Source organism: Rhizobium sp. RCC_161_2 (assembly GCF_041355235.1).
GTDB lineage: Bacteria > Pseudomonadota > Alphaproteobacteria > Rhizobiales > Rhizobiaceae > Rhizobium.
Map to the genome: position 1 here is coordinate 1 of NZ_JBFUPL010000020.1, position 15,823 is coordinate 15,823.

The 15,823-nt window shown below is 58.3% G+C and carries 28 protein-coding genes and 1 pseudogene; 28 read left to right on the forward strand and 1 reads right to left on the reverse strand.

What is annotated here, in order from left to right; genetic code table 11:
* The 28 genes and pseudogenes from AB6803_RS30385 to rplQ form a co-directional block, all read left to right on the forward strand.
* Positions 1-76 (forward strand): annotated as a pseudogene (locus AB6803_RS30385) (elongation factor Tu); the annotation flags it as partial.
* A gap of 156 nt (positions 77-232) precedes the next feature.
* A complete protein-coding gene (gene rpsJ / locus AB6803_RS30390) occupies positions 233-541 on the forward strand; it encodes a 30S ribosomal protein S10 (RefSeq protein WP_003547547.1) in 309 nt (102 codons plus the stop codon).
* 39 nt (positions 542-580) lie between these two features.
* A complete protein-coding gene (gene rplC / locus AB6803_RS30395) occupies positions 581-1,222 on the forward strand; it encodes a 50S ribosomal protein L3 (protein WP_007690750.1) in 642 nt (213 codons plus the stop codon).
* A 13-nt stretch (positions 1,223-1,235) separates the two neighbouring features.
* Positions 1,236-1,856: a 50S ribosomal protein L4 gene (gene rplD, locus AB6803_RS30400; protein ID WP_007690753.1), complete on the forward strand. Its 621-nt coding sequence runs from the start codon at positions 1,236-1,238 to the stop codon at positions 1,854-1,856.
* Positions 1,853-2,146 carry a 50S ribosomal protein L23 gene (locus tag AB6803_RS30405; protein WP_007690755.1) on the forward strand — a complete coding sequence of 98 codons (294 nt, stop codon included), beginning with the start codon at positions 1,853-1,855 and terminating at the stop codon, positions 2,144-2,146. The genes rplD and AB6803_RS30405 overlap by 4 nt, the downstream gene beginning before the upstream one ends.
* A gap of 11 nt (positions 2,147-2,157) precedes the next feature.
* Positions 2,158-2,994, forward strand: coding sequence for a 50S ribosomal protein L2 (gene rplB, locus AB6803_RS30410; protein WP_007690756.1), 837 nt, complete (start codon positions 2,158-2,160; stop codon positions 2,992-2,994).
* Positions 2,995-3,009: 15 nt separating this feature from the next.
* The gene (gene rpsS / locus AB6803_RS30415; RefSeq protein WP_007690757.1) at positions 3,010-3,288 is read left to right on the forward strand and encodes a 30S ribosomal protein S19; all 279 of its coding nucleotides are present in this window, start codon (positions 3,010-3,012) and stop codon (positions 3,286-3,288) included.
* A gap of 2 nt (positions 3,289-3,290) precedes the next feature.
* Positions 3,291-3,689 carry a 50S ribosomal protein L22 gene (gene rplV / locus AB6803_RS30420; RefSeq protein WP_183692769.1) on the forward strand — a complete coding sequence of 133 codons (399 nt, stop codon included), beginning with the start codon at positions 3,291-3,293 and terminating at the stop codon, positions 3,687-3,689.
* Positions 3,689-4,414, forward strand: a complete 726-nt coding sequence (gene rpsC / locus AB6803_RS30425; RefSeq protein ID WP_007690761.1) for a 30S ribosomal protein S3 — start codon at positions 3,689-3,691, stop codon at positions 4,412-4,414. The genes rplV and rpsC overlap by 1 nt, the downstream gene beginning before the upstream one ends.
* Positions 4,415-4,450: 36 nt before the next feature.
* The gene (gene rplP, locus AB6803_RS30430) at positions 4,451-4,864 is read left to right on the forward strand and encodes a 50S ribosomal protein L16 (RefSeq protein WP_004118395.1); all 414 of its coding nucleotides are present in this window, start codon (positions 4,451-4,453) and stop codon (positions 4,862-4,864) included.
* 11 nt (positions 4,865-4,875) lie between these two features.
* Positions 4,876-5,076 carry a 50S ribosomal protein L29 gene (gene rpmC, locus AB6803_RS30435; RefSeq protein ID WP_007690763.1) on the forward strand — a complete coding sequence of 67 codons (201 nt, stop codon included), beginning with the start codon at positions 4,876-4,878 and terminating at the stop codon, positions 5,074-5,076.
* A gap of 12 nt (positions 5,077-5,088) precedes the next feature.
* Positions 5,089-5,328: a 30S ribosomal protein S17 gene (gene rpsQ, locus AB6803_RS30440; RefSeq protein WP_007690764.1), complete on the forward strand. Its 240-nt coding sequence runs from the start codon at positions 5,089-5,091 to the stop codon at positions 5,326-5,328.
* Between the two features lie 225 nt (positions 5,329-5,553).
* Complete coding sequence (rplN, locus tag AB6803_RS30445) at positions 5,554-5,922, forward strand: 50S ribosomal protein L14 (RefSeq protein ID WP_003573790.1); 369 nt, start codon at positions 5,554-5,556, stop codon at positions 5,920-5,922.
* Between the two features lie 12 nt (positions 5,923-5,934).
* Positions 5,935-6,243 carry a 50S ribosomal protein L24 gene (rplX, locus tag AB6803_RS30450; protein ID WP_007690770.1) on the forward strand — a complete coding sequence of 103 codons (309 nt, stop codon included), beginning with the start codon at positions 5,935-5,937 and terminating at the stop codon, positions 6,241-6,243.
* Complete coding sequence (gene rplE, locus AB6803_RS30455; RefSeq protein ID WP_007690773.1) at positions 6,236-6,793, forward strand: 50S ribosomal protein L5; 558 nt, start codon at positions 6,236-6,238, stop codon at positions 6,791-6,793. Before rplX ends, rplE begins: the two co-directional genes overlap by 8 nt.
* A gap of 33 nt (positions 6,794-6,826) precedes the next feature.
* Complete coding sequence (gene rpsN / locus AB6803_RS30460; RefSeq protein ID WP_007690775.1) at positions 6,827-7,132, forward strand: 30S ribosomal protein S14; 306 nt, start codon at positions 6,827-6,829, stop codon at positions 7,130-7,132.
* 12 nt (positions 7,133-7,144) lie between these two features.
* Positions 7,145-7,543, forward strand: coding sequence for a 30S ribosomal protein S8 (rpsH, locus tag AB6803_RS30465; RefSeq protein WP_007690778.1), 399 nt, complete (start codon positions 7,145-7,147; stop codon positions 7,541-7,543).
* 42 nt (positions 7,544-7,585) lie between these two features.
* Positions 7,586-8,119 (forward strand): 50S ribosomal protein L6, encoded by a 534-nt coding sequence (gene rplF / locus AB6803_RS30470; RefSeq protein ID WP_153365851.1) that lies wholly within the window; start codon positions 7,586-7,588, stop codon positions 8,117-8,119.
* Positions 8,120-8,131: 12 nt separating this feature from the next.
* Positions 8,132-8,494 carry a 50S ribosomal protein L18 gene (gene rplR, locus AB6803_RS30475; RefSeq protein ID WP_371112354.1) on the forward strand — a complete coding sequence of 121 codons (363 nt, stop codon included), beginning with the start codon at positions 8,132-8,134 and terminating at the stop codon, positions 8,492-8,494.
* A gap of 129 nt (positions 8,495-8,623) precedes the next feature.
* Positions 8,624-9,193: a 30S ribosomal protein S5 gene (rpsE, locus tag AB6803_RS30480; protein WP_371112355.1), complete on the forward strand. Its 570-nt coding sequence runs from the start codon at positions 8,624-8,626 to the stop codon at positions 9,191-9,193.
* 13 nt (positions 9,194-9,206) lie between these two features.
* Positions 9,207-9,419: a 50S ribosomal protein L30 gene (gene rpmD, locus AB6803_RS30485; RefSeq protein WP_007690786.1), complete on the forward strand. Its 213-nt coding sequence runs from the start codon at positions 9,207-9,209 to the stop codon at positions 9,417-9,419.
* A 16-nt stretch (positions 9,420-9,435) separates the two neighbouring features.
* Positions 9,436-9,906 (forward strand): 50S ribosomal protein L15, encoded by a 471-nt coding sequence (rplO, locus tag AB6803_RS30490; RefSeq protein ID WP_371112356.1) that lies wholly within the window; start codon positions 9,436-9,438, stop codon positions 9,904-9,906.
* Positions 9,907-10,131: 225 nt separating this feature from the next.
* Positions 10,132-11,472, forward strand: a complete 1,341-nt coding sequence (secY, locus tag AB6803_RS30495) for a preprotein translocase subunit SecY (RefSeq protein ID WP_174015509.1) — start codon at positions 10,132-10,134, stop codon at positions 11,470-11,472.
* Positions 11,469-12,119 carry an adenylate kinase gene (locus tag AB6803_RS30500; RefSeq protein WP_371112357.1) on the forward strand — a complete coding sequence of 217 codons (651 nt, stop codon included), beginning with the start codon at positions 11,469-11,471 and terminating at the stop codon, positions 12,117-12,119. Before secY ends, AB6803_RS30500 begins: the two co-directional genes overlap by 4 nt.
* 217 nt (positions 12,120-12,336) lie before the next feature.
* Positions 12,337-12,705: a 30S ribosomal protein S13 gene (gene rpsM / locus AB6803_RS30505; RefSeq protein WP_007690791.1), complete on the forward strand. Its 369-nt coding sequence runs from the start codon at positions 12,337-12,339 to the stop codon at positions 12,703-12,705.
* A gap of 133 nt (positions 12,706-12,838) precedes the next feature.
* Positions 12,839-13,228, forward strand: a complete 390-nt coding sequence (gene rpsK / locus AB6803_RS30510) for a 30S ribosomal protein S11 (RefSeq protein ID WP_003547577.1) — start codon at positions 12,839-12,841, stop codon at positions 13,226-13,228.
* A 103-nt stretch (positions 13,229-13,331) separates the two neighbouring features.
* The gene (locus tag AB6803_RS30515; RefSeq protein WP_007690792.1) at positions 13,332-14,342 is read left to right on the forward strand and encodes a DNA-directed RNA polymerase subunit alpha; all 1,011 of its coding nucleotides are present in this window, start codon (positions 13,332-13,334) and stop codon (positions 14,340-14,342) included.
* 48 nt (positions 14,343-14,390) lie between these two features.
* Positions 14,391-14,813 carry a 50S ribosomal protein L17 gene (gene rplQ / locus AB6803_RS30520; RefSeq protein ID WP_007690793.1) on the forward strand — a complete coding sequence of 141 codons (423 nt, stop codon included), beginning with the start codon at positions 14,391-14,393 and terminating at the stop codon, positions 14,811-14,813.
* A gap of 96 nt (positions 14,814-14,909) precedes the next feature.
* Here the strand turns inward: rplQ and AB6803_RS30525 are convergent, their stop codons facing one another.
* Complete coding sequence (locus AB6803_RS30525) at positions 14,910-15,779, reverse strand: DUF817 domain-containing protein (RefSeq protein WP_371112358.1); 870 nt, start codon at positions 15,777-15,779, stop codon at positions 14,910-14,912.
* Positions 15,780-15,823 lie beyond the last annotated feature (44 nt).

The window sequence follows — 15,823 nt, forward strand, 5'->3', positions numbered from 1 at the left end:
AGAAAAGCTGCGCTTCGCGATCCGTGAAGGCGGCCGTACCGTCGGCGCTGGCATCGTTGCCAGCATCGTTGAGTAATTAGGCGGCTGGGCCAACGCCCGGAGATTAAGGATAGGGACACCGAAACTGGTGTCCCTCTCGATCTTTGAAACCGGTGGCCCGCCTCGAGTAACTAAAGTTAAAGACGTGTCTCTTAGAGAGGCGCGCAGGTAACAGACACAAGGATAAAGTCGAATGAACGGCCAGAATATCCGCATCCGCCTTAAGGCGTTCGATCATCGGATTCTCGACGCTTCCACGCGCGAGATCGTATCGACGGCTAAGCGCACCGGTGCTAGCGTCCGGGGCCCCGTTCCGCTTCCGACCCGTATCGAGAAGTTCACGGTTAACCGGTCCCCGCACATCGACAAGAAGAGCCGCGAGCAGTTCGAGATGCGCACACATAAGCGCCTTCTCGACATCGTTGACCCGACCCCGCAGACGGTAGACGCGCTGATGAAGCTCGATCTCGCCGCCGGTGTCGATGTTGAGATCAAGCTCTGAGACCTCTGGTTCTCGAGCTGAGTGAGAAGGATTGAACCGATGCGTTCAGGTGTGATTGCACAGAAGGTGGGAATGACCCGCGTCTATAACGACGCCGGCGAGCATGTCCCGGTAACCGTATTGCGTATGGAAGGCTGCCAGGTCGTAGCCCAGCGCACAGTAGAAAAGAATGGCTACACCGCAGTTCAGCTCGGTGCCGGCCAGGCTAAGGTCAAGAACACGTCGAAGGCCCTTCGCGGTCACTTCGCCGTTGCCAGCGTTGAGCCGAAGGCCAAGCTCGTTGAATTCCGTGTTTCGGACGATAACCTGCTTGAAGTCGGCACCGAGATCAAGGCAGCTCACTTTTCGGCGGGTCAGCTCGTCGACGTGACCGGCACGACGATCGGTAAGGGCTTTGCCGGCGCCATGAAGCGCCACGGCTTCGGCGGTCTGCGCGCCACGCACGGTGTGTCGGTTTCGCACCGTTCGCACGGTTCGACCGGCTCGCGCCAGGATCCGGGCAAGGTGTTCAAGAACAAGAAGATGGCTGGTCACATGGGCCAGACGCGCGTCACGACGCAGAACCTCGAAGTGGTATCGACCGACGAAGATCGCGGTCTGATCCTCGTCAAGGGCGCAGTTCCCGGCTCCAAGGGTGCCTGGATCATCGTACGCGATGCCGTCAAGTCGGCAGCGAAGTAAGGGAGCCAAACCAATGGAATTGAACGTCAAGACCCTCGAGGGCAAAGACGCTGGGAAGGTTTCCCTTTCTGACGCGATTTTCGGCCTTGAGCCGCGTGAAGATATCATCGCACGCGTCATTCGCTGGCAGCTCGCCAAGAAGCGCCAGGGCACGCACAAGGCTCAGGGCCGCGCGGAAGTTTCGCGCACCGGCGCCAAGATGTACAAGCAGAAGGGTACGGGCCGCGCTCGTCACCATTCAGCTCGTGCTCCGCAGTTCCGCGGCGGTGGTAAGGCTCACGGCCCGGTAGTGCGCAGCCACGAGCATGACCTGCCGAAGAAGGTTCGCGCCCTCGGCCTGCGTCTCGCTCTGTCCGCCAAGCTCAAGGCCGAGGATGTCATCATTCTCGATAACCTGGTCGCAGCGGATGCCAAGACCAAGGCTCTTGCCGGCGCTTTCGAGACGCTCGGCCTGACCAACGCGCTCTTCATCGGTGGTGCAGAGCTCGACAGCAACTTCAAGCTCGCAGCCGCTAACATCCCGAATATCGATGTTCTGCCGGTTCAGGGCATCAACGTTTACGATATCCTGCGCCGCGGCAAGCTTGTGCTGTCCAAGGCTGCAGTTGAAGCTCTAGAGGAGCGATTCAAGTGACGGATCTTCGCCATTACGATGTGATCGTTTCTCCTGCGATCACCGAAAAGTCCACTCTGCTTTCGGACAACAACCAGGTTGTTTTCAACGTTGCCAAGACCGCGACGAAGCCTGAAATCAAGGCTGCCGTCGAAGCTCTGTTCGGCGTCAAGGTTACGGCCGTTAACACTCTGCTGCGCCTCGGCAAGACCAAGCGGTTCAAAGGTCTCGTCGGCAAGCAGAAGGACGTGAAGAAGGCTATCGTGACGCTCGCCGAAGGCCAGTCGATCGACGTCTCCACCGGTCTCTGAGGAATAAGAAAATGGCATTGAAAACATTCAATCCGACGACCCCGAGCCAGCGTCAGCTGGTCATCGTCGATCGCTCGTCCCTCTACAAGGGCAAGCCGGTCAAGTCGCTGACGGAAGGCCTGTCCTCCAAGGGTGGCCGTAACAATACCGGCCGCATCACCGTGCGTTTCCAGGGTGGTGGTCACAAGCGTACCTACCGCCTGGTGGACTTCAAGCGTCGCAAGTTCGACGTTGAAGCAACCGTCGAGCGTATCGAATATGACCCGAACCGCACCGCATACATCGCTCTGGTGAAGTATGCTGACGGCGACCAGGCCTATATCCTTGCTCCGCAGCGCCTTGCTGCCGGCGACAAGGTCATCGCTTCCGAGAAGGCTGTGGACGTGAAGCCTGGCAACACCATGCCGCTTCAGTTCATTCCGGTCGGCTCCATCATCCACAATGTGGAAATGAAGCCGGGCAAGGGCGGTCAGATCGCTCGCTCCGCTGGCGGTTACGCTCAGCTCGTCGGCCGCGACCAGGGCATGGCGATCCTTCGCCTGAACTCCGGCGAACAGCGCCTCGTGCACGGCACTTGCCTTGCAACGATCGGTGCGGTTTCCAACCCGGACCACGGCAACATCAACGACGGTAAAGCCGGTCGTTCGCGTTGGCGCGGTAAGAAGCCGCACGTTCGCGGCGTCGTCATGAACCCCGTCGACCATCCGCACGGCGGTGGTGAAGGCCGTACCTCCGGTGGTCGCCATCCGGTGACCCCATGGGGCAAGCCGACCAAGGGCAAGCGCACGCGGTCGAACAAGTCGACCGATAAGATGATTATGCGCTCGCGCCATCAGCGCAAGAAGTAAGAGAGGAAGTCTCAAGTGGCTCGTTCAGTATGGAAAGGTCCGTTTGTTGACGGCTATCTTCTCAAGAAGGCTGAGAAGGTGCGCGAAGGCGGACGCAGTGAAGTAATCAAGATCTGGAGCCGTCGCTCCACGATCATGCCGCAGTTCGTTGGTCTTACCTTCGGCGTCTACAACGGCAGCAAGCACATTCCGGTCAGTGTCAACGAAGACATGGTCGGTCACAAGTTCGGTGAGTTCGCCCCGACCCGCACCTACTACGGTCACGGCGCGGACAAGAAGGCGAAGAGGAAGTAACAATGGGCAAGGCAAAAGCCGAACGCCGGCTGAAGGACAATGAAGCGCAGGCAATTGCGCGCACGCTCCGCGTCAGCCCGCAGAAGCTCAACCTGGTTGCAGCATCTATCCGCGGCAAGAAGGTTGATCGTGCACTCGCAGAGCTGGAATTCTCCCGCAAGCGTATCGCAGGCGCCGTCAAGAAGACGCTTGAATCTGCGATCGCCAATGCAGAGAACAACCATGATCTCGACGTTGACTCGCTGGTCGTGGCGGAAGCCTACGTCGGCAAGTCGATCGTCATGAAGCGTTTTCACGCTCGTGGCCGTGGTCGTGCGTCTCGCATCGAGCGTCCGTTCGCCCACCTGACGATCGTTGTTCGTGAAGTGGAAGCTGTGGAAGCTCAAGGGGAGGCCGCATAATGGGTCAGAAAATCAATCCAATCGGTTTTCGTCTCGGCATCAACCGTACCTGGGATAGCCGCTGGTTTGCGGACAATGCCGAGTACGGCCAGCTTCTCCACGAAGATCTGAAGATGCGTAAGTTCGTCATGGACGAACTGAAGCAGGCTGGTATCTCCAAGGTGGTCATCGAGCGTCCGCACAAGAAGTGCCGCGTCACGATCCACTCGGCTCGTCCGGGCCTGATCATCGGCAAGAAGGGCGCAGACATCGACAAGCTCCGCAAGAAGCTGTCGGACATGACGAATTCCGAAACGCACCTCAACATCGTTGAAGTTCGCAAGCCGGAAATCGACGCTGTTCTGGTTGCCCAGTCGATCGCTCAGCAGCTCGAGCGCCGCGTGGCTTTCCGCCGCGCCATGAAGCGCGCTGTTCAGTCCGCGATGCGTCTTGGCGCCGAAGGCATCAAGATCACCTGCGGTGGCCGTCTCGGCGGCGCTGAAATCGCTCGTACGGAATGGTATCGCGAAGGTCGCGTGCCGTTGCATACGCTGCGCGCCGATATCGATTACGGTACGGCTGAAGCAGAAACCGCATTCGGCATCTGCGGCATCAAGGTTTGGATCTTCAAGGGCGAAATCCTTGAGCATGATCCGATGGCCTCCGAACGCCGTGCGCTGGAAGGCGACGCCCAGGGTCCGGCTAGCCGTGATCGCGATAGAGACCGCCGCCGCGATAACGCTTGATAGCGTACGTGGCAGATAAGTTCGGAGAATAGAAAAATGTTGCAGCCAAAGCGTACGAAGTACCGGAAGCAATTTAAGGGCCGCATCAAGGGCGTTGCCAAGGGTGGTTCTGATCTGGCGTTCGGCGAATTCGGCCTGAAGTCGCAGGAGCCCAACCGCGTCAACGCTCGTGAGATCGAAGCGGCTCGCCGCGCGATCACACGCTACATGAAGCGTGCCGGCCGTGTATGGATCCGCGTGTTCCCGGATGTTCCGGTAACCGCAAAGCCGACCGAAGTCCGTATGGGTAAGGGTAAAGGCTCTGTCGAATACTGGGCATGCAAGGTCAAGCCCGGCCGTATGATGTTCGAGATCGATGGTGTGAGCGAAGAAATCGCTCGTGAGGCTCTGCGCCTCGGCGCCGCCAAGCTCTCGGTCAAGACGCGCTTCGTGCAGCGCATTGCAGAGTAAGGAAGAAGCTCATGAAAGCCGCAGATGTTCGCGCCCTGAGCGCCGACCAACTCAAGGACGAGCTTGCCAAGCTGAAGAAGGAGCAGTTCAATCTGCGCTTTCAGAAGGCAACTGGCCAGCTTGAAAAGTCCTCGCGCATCAACGAAGTCCGCAAGGATATCGCCCGCGTGAAAACCATTGCCCGCCAGAAGGCGGCAGAAGCAAAGGCCTAAAGGAAAAATAACATGCCGAAGCGCATTCTGCAGGGCGTCGTGGTCAGCGACAAGAACGAGAAGACGGTAGTTGTCCGTGTTGAGCGTCGTTTCGCTCACCCGCTGCTCCAGAAGACCGTTCGTCGTTCCAAGAAGTACAAGGCTCACGACGAAAACAATCAGTACAAGGTCGGCGACACCGTTTCCATCGAGGAATGCGCGCCGATCTCCAAGGACAAGACCTGGACGGTCGTTTCCGCCCAGTCCAAGTAACAGAATTTCGCTCAGGCCCTTGCGCTTGGGCGAAATATCTGTATGAAGCACGAGCTTGGAAGCAGGACGCTCGAGTACGAGCGTTCTTTTGCTTTATTGATGGCCGGCAAAGGTAACCCTGGTGGTTCCGCGCGCTGGAGAAATCAGACAAGAGACTAGTCCATAAGCCGGGATAGGGGGCTGTTCAGCCCAACCATTCCGGTAACAACAAGAAGGCGACCTGACATGATTCAGATGCAAACAAACCTCGACGTGGCGGATAATTCCGGCGCACGTCGTGTCATGTGCATCAAGGTGCTGGGCGGCTCGAAGCGCAAGTATGCCTCGATCGGCGACGTTATCGTTGTTTCGATCAAGGAAGCCATTCCGCGCGGCCGCGTGAAGAAGGGTGACGTGATGAAGGCGGTGGTCGTTCGCACCGCCAAGGACATCCGTCGTCCGGATGGCAGCGTCATCCGCTTCGATACCAATGCAGCAGTCCTCATCGACAACAAGAAAGAGCCGATCGGCACCCGTATCTTCGGACCGGTTCCGCGCGAACTTCGCGCCAAGAACCACATGAAGATCATCTCGCTGGCTCCAGAAGTACTGTAAGGGAGCGGAGCGATGCAAAAGATCCGTAAAGGCGACAAGGTTGTCGTATTGGCCGGCAAGGACAAAGGTCGTACCGGCGAAGTCATTCAAGTAATGCCGAAGGAAGACCGTGCGGTCGTCCGTGGCGTCAACGTCATCAAGCGCCATCAGCGCCAGACGCAGACCCAGGAAGCTGGCATTATCAGCAAGGAAGCCTCGCTTCACCTGTCCAACCTGGCAATCGTCGACAAGGACGGCAAGCCGACCCGCGTCGGTTTCAAGGTTGTAGAAGGCAAGAAGGTCCGCGTGGCCAAGACCTCGGGAGAAGTGATCGATGGCTGAGGTAAAGTACGAGCCGCGGCTCAAGAAGGAATATGTTGCCCGCATTCGTGCGGCGCTGCAGGAGAAGTTCTCCTACGCCAACGAAATGCAGATCCCGAAGCTGGACAAGATCGTGATCAACATGGGCGTTGGCGAAGCAACGGCTGATTCGAAGAAGCCGACTGTTGCTGCCGCCGACCTCGCAGCGATCGCTGGCCAGAAGCCGGTCATCACCCATGCGCGCAACTCCATCGCTGGCTTCAAGGTCCGCGAAAATATGCCGATCGGCGCCAAGGTAACCCTTCGCGGCGCCCGTATGTATGAGTTCCTGGATCGTCTGGTCAACATCGCGCTCCCGCGCGTTCGCGACTTCCGCGGCCTGAACCCGAAAAGCTTTGACGGTCGTGGCAACTTCGCCATGGGCATCAAGGAGCACATTGTGTTCCCTGAGATCAACTACGATAAGGTTGATCAGATGTGGGGCATGGACATCATCGTTTGCACGACGGCGACAACGGATGACGAAGCTCGGGCTCTTCTGAAAGAGTTCAACTTCCCGTTCCGTCAATAACCGTAACGACGAGCGTAGAAAAGGAACCTAAATATGGCGAAGACAAGCGCAGTTGAAAAGAACAAGCGCCGCCGCAATACGGTTGCCACTCAATCCGCAAAGCGGGCTGCTCTGAAGGCAATCATCATGAACCAGTCTCTCCCGATCGAGGACCGGTTCAAGGCCACACTGAAGCTGGCATCGCTCCCGCGCGATGGATCGAAGACCCGCATTCGCAACCGTTGCGAAGTATCGGGCCGTCCGCGTGCGTACTACCGCAAACTGCGCATGTCGCGTATCGCGCTGCGTGAACTCGGCAATTTCGGCAAGGTGCCGGGCATTGTCAAGTCGAGCTGGTAAGGAGCAGATTAGATGACTATGACTGATCCTTTGGGCGATATGCTCACCCGCATCCGCAACGGCGCTTCGCGTCGCAAGTCGTCGGTTTCGACGCCTGCTTCCAAGCTCCGTGCACGCGTTCTCGATGTTCTCCAGGCTGAAGGCTACATTCGTGGCTACTCCGTCGTCGATTTCGGCAACGGCAAGTCTGAGCTCAGCATCGAACTCAAGTACTATGAAGGCTCATCGGTGATCCGCGAGATCGGCCGTGTGTCTAAGCCGGGCCGCCGAGTTTATGTCTCGGTCAAGTCCATTCCGCAGGTCGCGAACGGTCTCGGTATCATCATCCTTTCGACTCCGAAGGGTGTGATGGCCGATCACCAGGCTCGTGAACAGAATGTTGGTGGTGAGGTTCTTTGCTCGGTCTTCTAAGATCGAACATGGATCTCTCTCGAAACAGACAGGTTTGAAAAAATGTCTCGTATCGGTAAGAAGCCCGTTCAGGTGCCTGCAGGAATCACGGCCTCGGTTGATGGCCAGAAGGTGACTGCTAAGGGCCCCAAGGGCGAACTGTTTTTCGTTGCTAACGACGAAATCGGTCTCAAGCTGGAAGATAATGCAATTGTCGTAACGCCGCTTAGCAACTCCAAGGATGCTCGTTCGAAGTGGGGCATGTCCCGCACGATGATCGAGAACATTCTGAAGGGTGTTAAGGAAGGCTACGAGCGGAAGCTCGAAATCAACGGCGTCGGCTACCGTGCCGCCCTGCAGGGCAAGAACCTGCAGCTCGCGCTCGGCTTCAGCCACGACGTGATCTATGAGCCGCCGGAAGGCATTACCATTGCTGTGCCGAAGCCGACGGAAATCGTCGTCACCGGCATCAACAAGCAGCAGGTCGGCCAGGTTGCCGCTGAAATCCGCGAATATCGCGGTCCTGAGCCCTACAAGGGCAAGGGCGTCAAGTATGCCGGCGAGCGGATCGTCCGCAAAGAAGGCAAGAAGAAGTAAGGATCACGCGAAATGGCTAGCAGGAAAGAAGCACTTGCACGTCGTGCCAACCGCGTGCGCCGTCAACTCAAGTCGGTGGCCAATGGCCGTCCGCGCCTGTCGGTTCATCGCTCGTCGAAGAACATCTACGTTCAGGTCATCGATGATGTGGCCGGCAAGACGCTTGCGTCTGCCTCCACTCTCGATAAGGATCTGCGCGGTTCTCTGAAGACCGGTGCCGACACCGCAGCCGCAGCCCTCGTTGGCAAGCTCGTCGCCGAGCGTGCCACCAAGGCCGGCGTCAAGGAAGTCGTGTTCGATCGCGGCGCCTTCATTTACCACGGCCGTATCAAGGCCCTGGCTGAAGCAGCCCGCGAAGGCGGTCTGTCCTTCTGATCAAGTTTCCGGCCGGCAGCTTTAAGCGCCGGCCGGATATTCACCGGACCGCACGTTTCCCCGTAAGGGGAGGGCATGCGGTCCTTGTTGTTTGCCGATTGCACCCGGAAAAGAAAAAGGAAGAGGACAATGGCACAGGAAAAGAGGGGCTCGCGGGATGACCGTCAGAGCCGTGAAGAGCGCGATAGCGAATTCGTCGACAAGCTGGTCGCGATCAACCGCGTCGCGAAGGTCGTAAAGGGTGGCCGCCGTTTCGGTTTCGCCGCTCTCGTCGTTGTTGGTGACCAGAAGGGCCGCGTAGGCTTCGGCCATGGCAAGGCACGCGAAGTGCCGGAAGCCATCCGCAAGGCCACCGAAAGCGCCAAGCGCGACTTGATCTTCGTACCGCTGCGTGACGGCCGTACGCTGCATCACGACGTTCATGGCCGTCATGGCGCCGGCAAGGTTCTGCTGCGCTCGGCCAAGGTCGGTACCGGTATCATCGCCGGCGGCCCGATGCGCGCCGTTTTCGAAACGCTCGGCGTTCACGACGTCGTTGCCAAGTCGACCGGTTCGTCGAACCCGTACAACATGGTTCGCGCTACGTTCGACGCCCTGAAGCACCAGGTTCACCCGAAGGACATCGCAGCTCAGCGCGGCATCAAGTATGCCACCCTGCAGGCTCGTCGTGGCGCTTCGGGCAATGCCTCTGAAGAATAAGGGAGTTTGACCTATGGCCAAGACGACCAAGAAGGCTGAAGCCAAGGCGACCGTTACGGTCGAGCAGATTGGCAGCCCGATCCGCCGTCCGGATGTTCAGCAGAAGACGCTGATCGGTCTCGGACTGAACAAGATGCACCGTCGCCGCACGCTGGAAGATACTCCGGCTGTTCGTGGCATGATCCGTGCTGTCCAGCATCTCGTTCGCGTTGTCGACGAGAAGTGAGCCGGAGGTATTCGCTATGAAATTGAATGAGATCAAGGATAACGAAGGCTCGACCCATAGCCGCAAGCGCCTCGGCCGCGGCATCGGCTCCGGCTCCGGCAAGACCGGCGGCCGTGGTGTTAAGGGTCAGAAGTCCCGTTCGGGCGTTGCGATCAACGGCTTCGAAGGCGGTCAGATGCCCATCTACCGTCGTCTGCCGAAGCGCGGCTTCAACAACATCTTCGCTGCCGATTACGTTGTCGTATCGCTGGCGCGCATCCAGGTTGCGGTTGATGCCGGCAAGCTCGATGCCAAGAAGACCATTGATGCTGCCGCTCTCAAGGCTGCCGGCGTGATTCGCCGCGTCAAGGACGGCGTTCGGGTTCTCTCGGACGGCGAACTGAAGGCGAAGATTTCGCTGGAAGTTGCAGGCGCCTCCAAGCCGGCGGTCGAAAAGGTCGAAAAGGCTGGCGGTTCCATCAAGCTGCTCGCTTCTGCCGCAGAATAATCTTATCAATAAGTCGCCCGGGGTGCTTCACACCGGGCGATTTTGCTCCCATATGTGAGCCTCACGAACCTGAATGATGCAGCTGTGTCTTTCCGGTGAATAACGGGACCCCAGGGTGAGGCATCCGATTGCAGTGCAATCCGTCCAAAGCCCGGCTTTTGAACAATTTGAAAACTGATTCCGGACCCGGCCGATTTTGCCGGAATTGGTAGTGCGGAGATTTGCATGGCTTCTGCTGCGGAACAATTGGCGTCCAATCTCAATTTCTCGACCTTTGCCAAAGCCGAGGATCTCAAGAAGCGCTTGTGGTTCACGCTCGGAGCTCTCCTGGTTTACCGACTGGGGACTCATATCCCGCTTCCGGGCCTCAATCCGGCGGCCTATGCCCAGGCGTTTCAGAATCAGTCTGGTGGCATTCTCGGCCTCTTCAACATGTTTTCCGGCGGCGCCGTCCAGCGCATGGCGATTTTCGCGCTCGGAATCATGCCCTACATCTCCGCTTCGATCATCGTGCAGCTCATGACCTCGGTCGTGCCGGCGCTTGAGAACCTGAAGAAGGAAGGCGAGCAGGGCCGCAAGATCATCAACCAGTACACCCGTTACGGCACGGTGCTGCTCGGCGCATTGCAGGCCTATGGCATTGCGATCGGCCTTGAGCATGGCAATGGCGTCGTCCTCGATCCGGGTTGGTTCTTCCGTATTTCGACCGTCATCACGCTGCTCGGCGGCACGATGTTCCTGATGTGGCTCGGCGAGCAGGTGACCTCGCGTGGTATCGGCAACGGTATTTCGCTGATCATCTTCGCGGGCATTGCAGCCGGTCTGCCGACGGCACTTGCTGGCACGCTCGAACTTGGCCGCACCGGTGCATTGTCGACCGGCCTCATTCTGCTCGTGCTTGTCGTGGCTGTCCTGGTCATCGCGCTGATCGTCTTCGTCGAGCGCGCCCAGCGCCGCCTGCTGATCCAGTATCCGAAACGCCAGGTCGGCACCCGCATGTTCCAGGGTGACACGTCGCATCTGCCGCTGAAGCTCAACACGTCGGGCGTTATTCCGGCTATCTTCGCCTCCTCGCTGCTGCTGCTGCCGGCAACCATTGCCGGTCTCGGCAACAACACGGCGCTGCCGACATGGGTCACCTCGATCGTCGCCGCCCTCGGTCACGGCCAGCCGCTCTACATGGTGCTCTACGCCGCCCTGATCGCCTTCTTCGCTTTCTTCTACACCGCCCTGGTCTTCAATCCGAAAGACACGGCCGACAATCTGAAGAAGCATGGCGGCTTCATTCCGGGTATCCGCCCGGGTGATCGCACCGCCGAATATATCGACTATGTGCTGACCCGCATCACGGTCATCGGCGCGATCTATCTCGTCTTCGTCTGCATCCTGCCGGAAATTCTCGTGTCCCAGACCGGTATTCCGTTGGCTCTGGGTGGCACTTCGCTTCTGATCGTGGTTAGCGTAACGCTGGATACGGTGGCACAGATTCAGGGTCACCTGATTGCACAGCAGTATGAAGGCCTGATCAAGAAATCGAAGTTGCGTGGAGGAAAGAGGGGGCGATGAGATTGATACTTTTAGGGCCGCCGGGTGCAGGTAAGGGAACCCAGGCCCAGCGTATCGTGGAAAAGCATGGCATTCCGCAGCTTTCCACGGGGGATATGCTGAGGGCCGCCGTGGCGGCCGGGACTGAAGTAGGCAAGCGCGCCAAGGCCGTCATGGACGCCGGCAAGCTTGTTTCAGACGACATCGTCAATGCCATCGTGTCCGAGCGAATCGATCAACCGGATTGCGCTAGGGGGTTTATCCTCGATGGTTTTCCGCGCACGCTCGTTCAGGCAGATGCGACGGAAGCGATGTTGAAGGCGAAGGGCCTCGAGCTCTCCGCTGTGATCGAGATCAAGGTGGATGACGCCGTGCTCGCCGATCGTATTTCGGGCCGTTATACCTGCGCCAACTGCGGCGCCGGCTATCACGACGAAAACCTGAGGCCGAAGGTGGAGGGCGTGTGCGACCGTTGCGGTTCCACGCATTTCAAGCGCCGGGCTGACGACAACAGGGAAACGGTCGTCGAACGTCTGCAGGTCTACTACAAGGAAACCTCGCCGCTCATCGGCTATTACTATGCCAAGGGCAAGCTTCAGTCGGTCGACGGCATGGCGGATATCGAACATGTGACCGCCGATATCGAGGCGATCCTCTCTAAGCTTTAGATAGCTTAAAATAAACTTGCCGGGAGCGGTTGCTTTTTTGCACTGATTCCGTTAAACACCGCGCCAACTCGCGACATACCAAGCGATCGGCGCGGATTTCCATCGGGAAGTCCGGGTACGGTCGTTTTGACGTGTTGCGGACCCAATCGAACAAGCAGCTCCCGGGCTGCATAACAAAGCCCTTTGCTTAGGCAAAAGGAATGCAAGGAGAACAGGCGTGGCTCGTATCGCTGGCGTCAACATCCCGACTGCAAAGCGCGTAGTTATTGCGCTTCGCTACATTCACGGGATCGGACCGAAGTTTGCACAGGAAATCTGCGAGAAGGTCGGTATTCCGGCCGAGCGTCGCGTCAACCAGTTGACGGACGCTGAAGTTCTGCAGATCCGCGAAACCATCGATCGCGATTATCAGGTCGAAGGTGACCTTCGTCGTGAAACCTCGATGAACATCAAGCGTCTGATGGACCTTGGCAGCTACCGTGGCCTGCGCCATCGTCGCAGCCTTCCGGTTCGCGGCCAGCGCACCCACACCAATGCCCGCACCCGCAAGGGTCCGGCAAAGGCCATCGCTGGTAAGAAGAAGTAATTTCCGGGAAACCGGGTGTAGGAGGCTGGCGGTCTGCGCCGGCCTCTTTTGAGTTTGGAACGGCGCCGATCGGGCGCTGCTCCGGTGGAGCCGCTGGCATTACGGCGGTGCAGAGATCCAAGAAAGGACTACCATGGCCAAGGAAGCCGTACGCGTTCGCCGTCGCGAGCGTAAAAATATTTCGTCGGGCGTTGCGCACGTCAACTCGACCTTCAACAACACGATGATCACCATCACCGACGCACAGGGCAACGCTATTGCCTGGTCGTCCGCTGGTGCCAAGGGCTTCAAGGGTTCGCGCAAGTCGACCCCGTTCGCTGCCCAGATCGCTGCTGAAGACTGCGCCAAGAAGGCCCAGGAACATGGCATGAAGTCGCTGGAAGTTGAAGTTTGCGGTCCGGGTTCCGGTCGTGAATCCGCTCTGCGCGCGCTCCAGGCTGCCGGTTTCATGATCACGTCCATCCGCGACGTGACGCCGATCCCGCACAATGGTTGCCGCCCGCGCAAGAAGCGCCGCGTCTGATCATCGCCACTCACGACACCGGCCGGCGCATATGTGTCCGGCTCGGTGCTTTTCAAGCTCGGTTGCCACGATTGGATGGTGGCAACGAACGGAAGGCAAGAATATGATTCAGAAAAACTGGCAGGAACTGATTAAGCCGAACAAGGTCGAGTTCACCTCGAGCGGCCGTACCAAGGCAACGCTCGTGGCCGAACCGCTGGAGCGTGGCTTCGGCCTCACCCTCGGCAACGCGCTGCGTCGCGTTCTGCTGTCTTCTCTGCGCGGTGCCGCTGTGACGGCCGTGCAGATCGACGGCGTGCTGCATGAGTTCTCCTCTATCCCGGGCGTCCGGGAAGATGTGACGGACATCGTGCTGAACATCAAGGAAATCGCCATCAAGATGGATGGCGATGATGCCAAGCGCATGGTGGTCCGCAAGCAGGGCCCCGGCGTCGTAACGGCTGGCGACATTCAGACGGTTGGCGATATCGAAATCCTCAACCCCGAGCATGTGATCTGCACGCTCGACGAGGGCGCCGAAATCCGCATGGAATTCACCGTCAATAACGGCAAGGGCTATGTCCCGGCCGAGCGTAATCGTGCGGAAGATGCTCCGATCGGTCTCATCCCGGTCGACAGCCTTTATTCGCCGGTCAAGAAGGTGTCCTACAAGGTTGAAAATACCCGCGAAGGACAGGTTCTCGACTACGACAAGCTGAGCATGTCGATCGAAACCGATGGTTCGATCACCGGTGAAGATGCCGTCGCTTTCGCGGCTCGCATCCTCCAGGATCAGCTTGGCGTGTTCGTCAACTTCGACGAGCCGCAGAAGGAAGCCGAAGAAGAAGCAGTTACCGAACTCGCTTTCAACCCGGCGCTCCTCAAGAAGGTGGACGAATTGGAACTGTCTGTTCGCTCGGCAAACTGCCTGAAGAACGACAACATCGTCTATATCGGCGACCTCATTCAGAAGACCGAAGCAGAAATGCTCCGCACGCCGAATTTTGGTCGCAAGTCGCTGAACGAAATCAAGGAAGTTCTCGCTTCCATGGGTCTGCACCTCGGCATGGAAGTGCCGGCATGGCCGCCTGAGAACATCGAAGATCTCGCCAAGCGCTACGAAGACCAATACTAACCAATCAAACTGCAGGTGGATGAAGCCTGCAAGTGAAGGAGAATAGCAATGCGCCACGGTAAAGCCGGCCGCAAGCTGAATAGAACCGCTAGCCACCGTAAGGCGATGTTCGCCAACATGGCGGCTTCGCTCATCACCCATGAGCAGATCGTAACCACCCTGCCGAAGGCGAAGGAAATTCGCCCGATCGTCGAGAAGCTGGTTACCCTCGGCAAGCGCGGCGACCTGCACGCTCGTCGTCAGGCCATCTCGCAGATCCGCGACGCCGTTGTCGTCGCCAAGCTGTTTGATGCGATCGCAACGCGTTACGCCACCCGCAACGGCGGCTACCTGCGTATCATGAAGGCTGGCTTCCGCCAGGGCGACAATGCCGCTCTCGCCGTCGTCGAGTTCGTCGATCGCGACACCTCTGCCAAGGGCGCAGCCGATAAGGCCCGCGTTGCCGCCGAGGAAGAAGCCGCAGCCGCTTAAGGCTCGCTTCGGATAGACAATCAAAAGGCCGGATGAGCGATCATCCGGCCTTTTTGTGTTTCTTGTGTCCTGGGACGCCGTTTTCGTGCTGCAGCACTATTGCGGAATATGAACGTGTTTCTTGATGTGCTTCAGATTGGCGACGATGGTGAAAATCATGATGACCAGAAGAGACCAGGAGCTCCATTTTCCGATGTGGACCGCAGACCAGGCGCCGAGCTGATTTGGGTATCTCCAGATGCCAAAAAAGGTGCTGATATTTTCCGCCAGCCAGATGAAGAACCCGATCAGGATGAAAGATAGCAGCAGCGGCATGCTACGGTCGCGGTCGTAAGGGCGGAAGACGACTGTCGAGCGCGCATAGAGCCCCAGCGTGCAAGCTGCAATATACCAGCGGTAATCGCCGATATAATGATGCGTAAAGAAATTGGCGTAGATGGCGATCGCCATTAGCCCCGCCATCCAATAGGGCGGATGGTGCTTGATGCGAAGATCGAGCAGTCGCCACGCCTGGATGATGTAGCTGCCGATGGCGGCGTACATGAAGCCGGAAAATAGCGGAACGCCGAAGAGCTTGGTGTAGGCAAAGTCGGGATAGGTCCATGACTGTATGCTGCCCGACGTTTTGAAGACTTCGAGCGCGAAGCCTACAATATGGAAGAGGCAGACGGCCTTCAATTCGTCGATACTTTCCAGCTTCGCCCAAACCATCCCGATTTGAACGGCGAGTGCAATGATCAGCAGGACATCATAGCGTGGGATGTGAAGGATACCCGCATGTGGAACCGTGAAGATCGCCAGGAAAAACAGACCCACGAAAAGACAGGCGCGCGCCTCCTTGATACCGAAGAATAGGAACTCGACGGCGAAGCGGCGGATGCCTTTCAGACCGGAACGGGCGGGCACGCGGGTGAGATAATTATCGAAAGACGGCAGAAGCTTTTCGAGGGCAGCGGCTTTGGGCATTTCAACGGTTCTCGCTCGTGGCGCTGATAACGTCTCGGGTGACA

Bases quoted from the DNA above. Each gene is read 5' to 3' on its own strand.
- rpsJ (WP_003547547.1), top strand. From the start codon at position 233: ATGAACGGCCAGAATATCCGCATCCGCCTTAAGGCGTTCGATCATCGG.
- rplC (WP_007690750.1), top strand. From the start codon at position 581: ATGCGTTCAGGTGTGATTGCACAGAAGGTGGGAATGACCCGCGTCTAT.
- rplD (WP_007690753.1), top strand. From the start codon at position 1,236: ATGGAATTGAACGTCAAGACCCTCGAGGGCAAAGACGCTGGGAAGGTT.
- rplB (WP_007690756.1), top strand. From the start codon at position 2,158: ATGGCATTGAAAACATTCAATCCGACGACCCCGAGCCAGCGTCAGCTG.
- rplV (WP_183692769.1), top strand. From the start codon at position 3,291: ATGGGCAAGGCAAAAGCCGAACGCCGGCTGAAGGACAATGAAGCGCAG.
- rpsC (WP_007690761.1), top strand. From the start codon at position 3,689: ATGGGTCAGAAAATCAATCCAATCGGTTTTCGTCTCGGCATCAACCGT.
- rplP (WP_004118395.1), top strand. From the start codon at position 4,451: ATGTTGCAGCCAAAGCGTACGAAGTACCGGAAGCAATTTAAGGGCCGC.
- rpmC (WP_007690763.1), top strand. From the start codon at position 4,876: ATGAAAGCCGCAGATGTTCGCGCCCTGAGCGCCGACCAACTCAAGGAC.
- rpsQ (WP_007690764.1), top strand. From the start codon at position 5,089: ATGCCGAAGCGCATTCTGCAGGGCGTCGTGGTCAGCGACAAGAACGAG.
- rplN (WP_003573790.1), top strand. From the start codon at position 5,554: ATGATTCAGATGCAAACAAACCTCGACGTGGCGGATAATTCCGGCGCA.
- rplX (WP_007690770.1), top strand. From the start codon at position 5,935: ATGCAAAAGATCCGTAAAGGCGACAAGGTTGTCGTATTGGCCGGCAAG.
- rplE (WP_007690773.1), top strand. From the start codon at position 6,236: ATGGCTGAGGTAAAGTACGAGCCGCGGCTCAAGAAGGAATATGTTGCC.
- rpsN (WP_007690775.1), top strand. From the start codon at position 6,827: ATGGCGAAGACAAGCGCAGTTGAAAAGAACAAGCGCCGCCGCAATACG.
- rpsH (WP_007690778.1), top strand. From the start codon at position 7,145: ATGACTATGACTGATCCTTTGGGCGATATGCTCACCCGCATCCGCAAC.
- rplF (WP_153365851.1), top strand. From the start codon at position 7,586: ATGTCTCGTATCGGTAAGAAGCCCGTTCAGGTGCCTGCAGGAATCACG.
- rplR (WP_371112354.1), top strand. From the start codon at position 8,132: ATGGCTAGCAGGAAAGAAGCACTTGCACGTCGTGCCAACCGCGTGCGC.
- rpsE (WP_371112355.1), top strand. From the start codon at position 8,624: ATGGCACAGGAAAAGAGGGGCTCGCGGGATGACCGTCAGAGCCGTGAA.
- rpmD (WP_007690786.1), top strand. From the start codon at position 9,207: ATGGCCAAGACGACCAAGAAGGCTGAAGCCAAGGCGACCGTTACGGTC.
- rplO (WP_371112356.1), top strand. From the start codon at position 9,436: ATGAAATTGAATGAGATCAAGGATAACGAAGGCTCGACCCATAGCCGC.
- secY (WP_174015509.1), top strand. From the start codon at position 10,132: ATGGCTTCTGCTGCGGAACAATTGGCGTCCAATCTCAATTTCTCGACC.
- AB6803_RS30500 (WP_371112357.1), top strand. From the start codon at position 11,469: ATGAGATTGATACTTTTAGGGCCGCCGGGTGCAGGTAAGGGAACCCAG.
- rpsK (WP_003547577.1), top strand. From the start codon at position 12,839: ATGGCCAAGGAAGCCGTACGCGTTCGCCGTCGCGAGCGTAAAAATATT.
- AB6803_RS30515 (WP_007690792.1), top strand. From the start codon at position 13,332: ATGATTCAGAAAAACTGGCAGGAACTGATTAAGCCGAACAAGGTCGAG.
- rplQ (WP_007690793.1), top strand. From the start codon at position 14,391: ATGCGCCACGGTAAAGCCGGCCGCAAGCTGAATAGAACCGCTAGCCAC.
- AB6803_RS30525 (WP_371112358.1), bottom strand. From the start codon at position 15,779: ATGCCCAAAGCCGCTGCCCTCGAAAAGCTTCTGCCGTCTTTCGATAAT.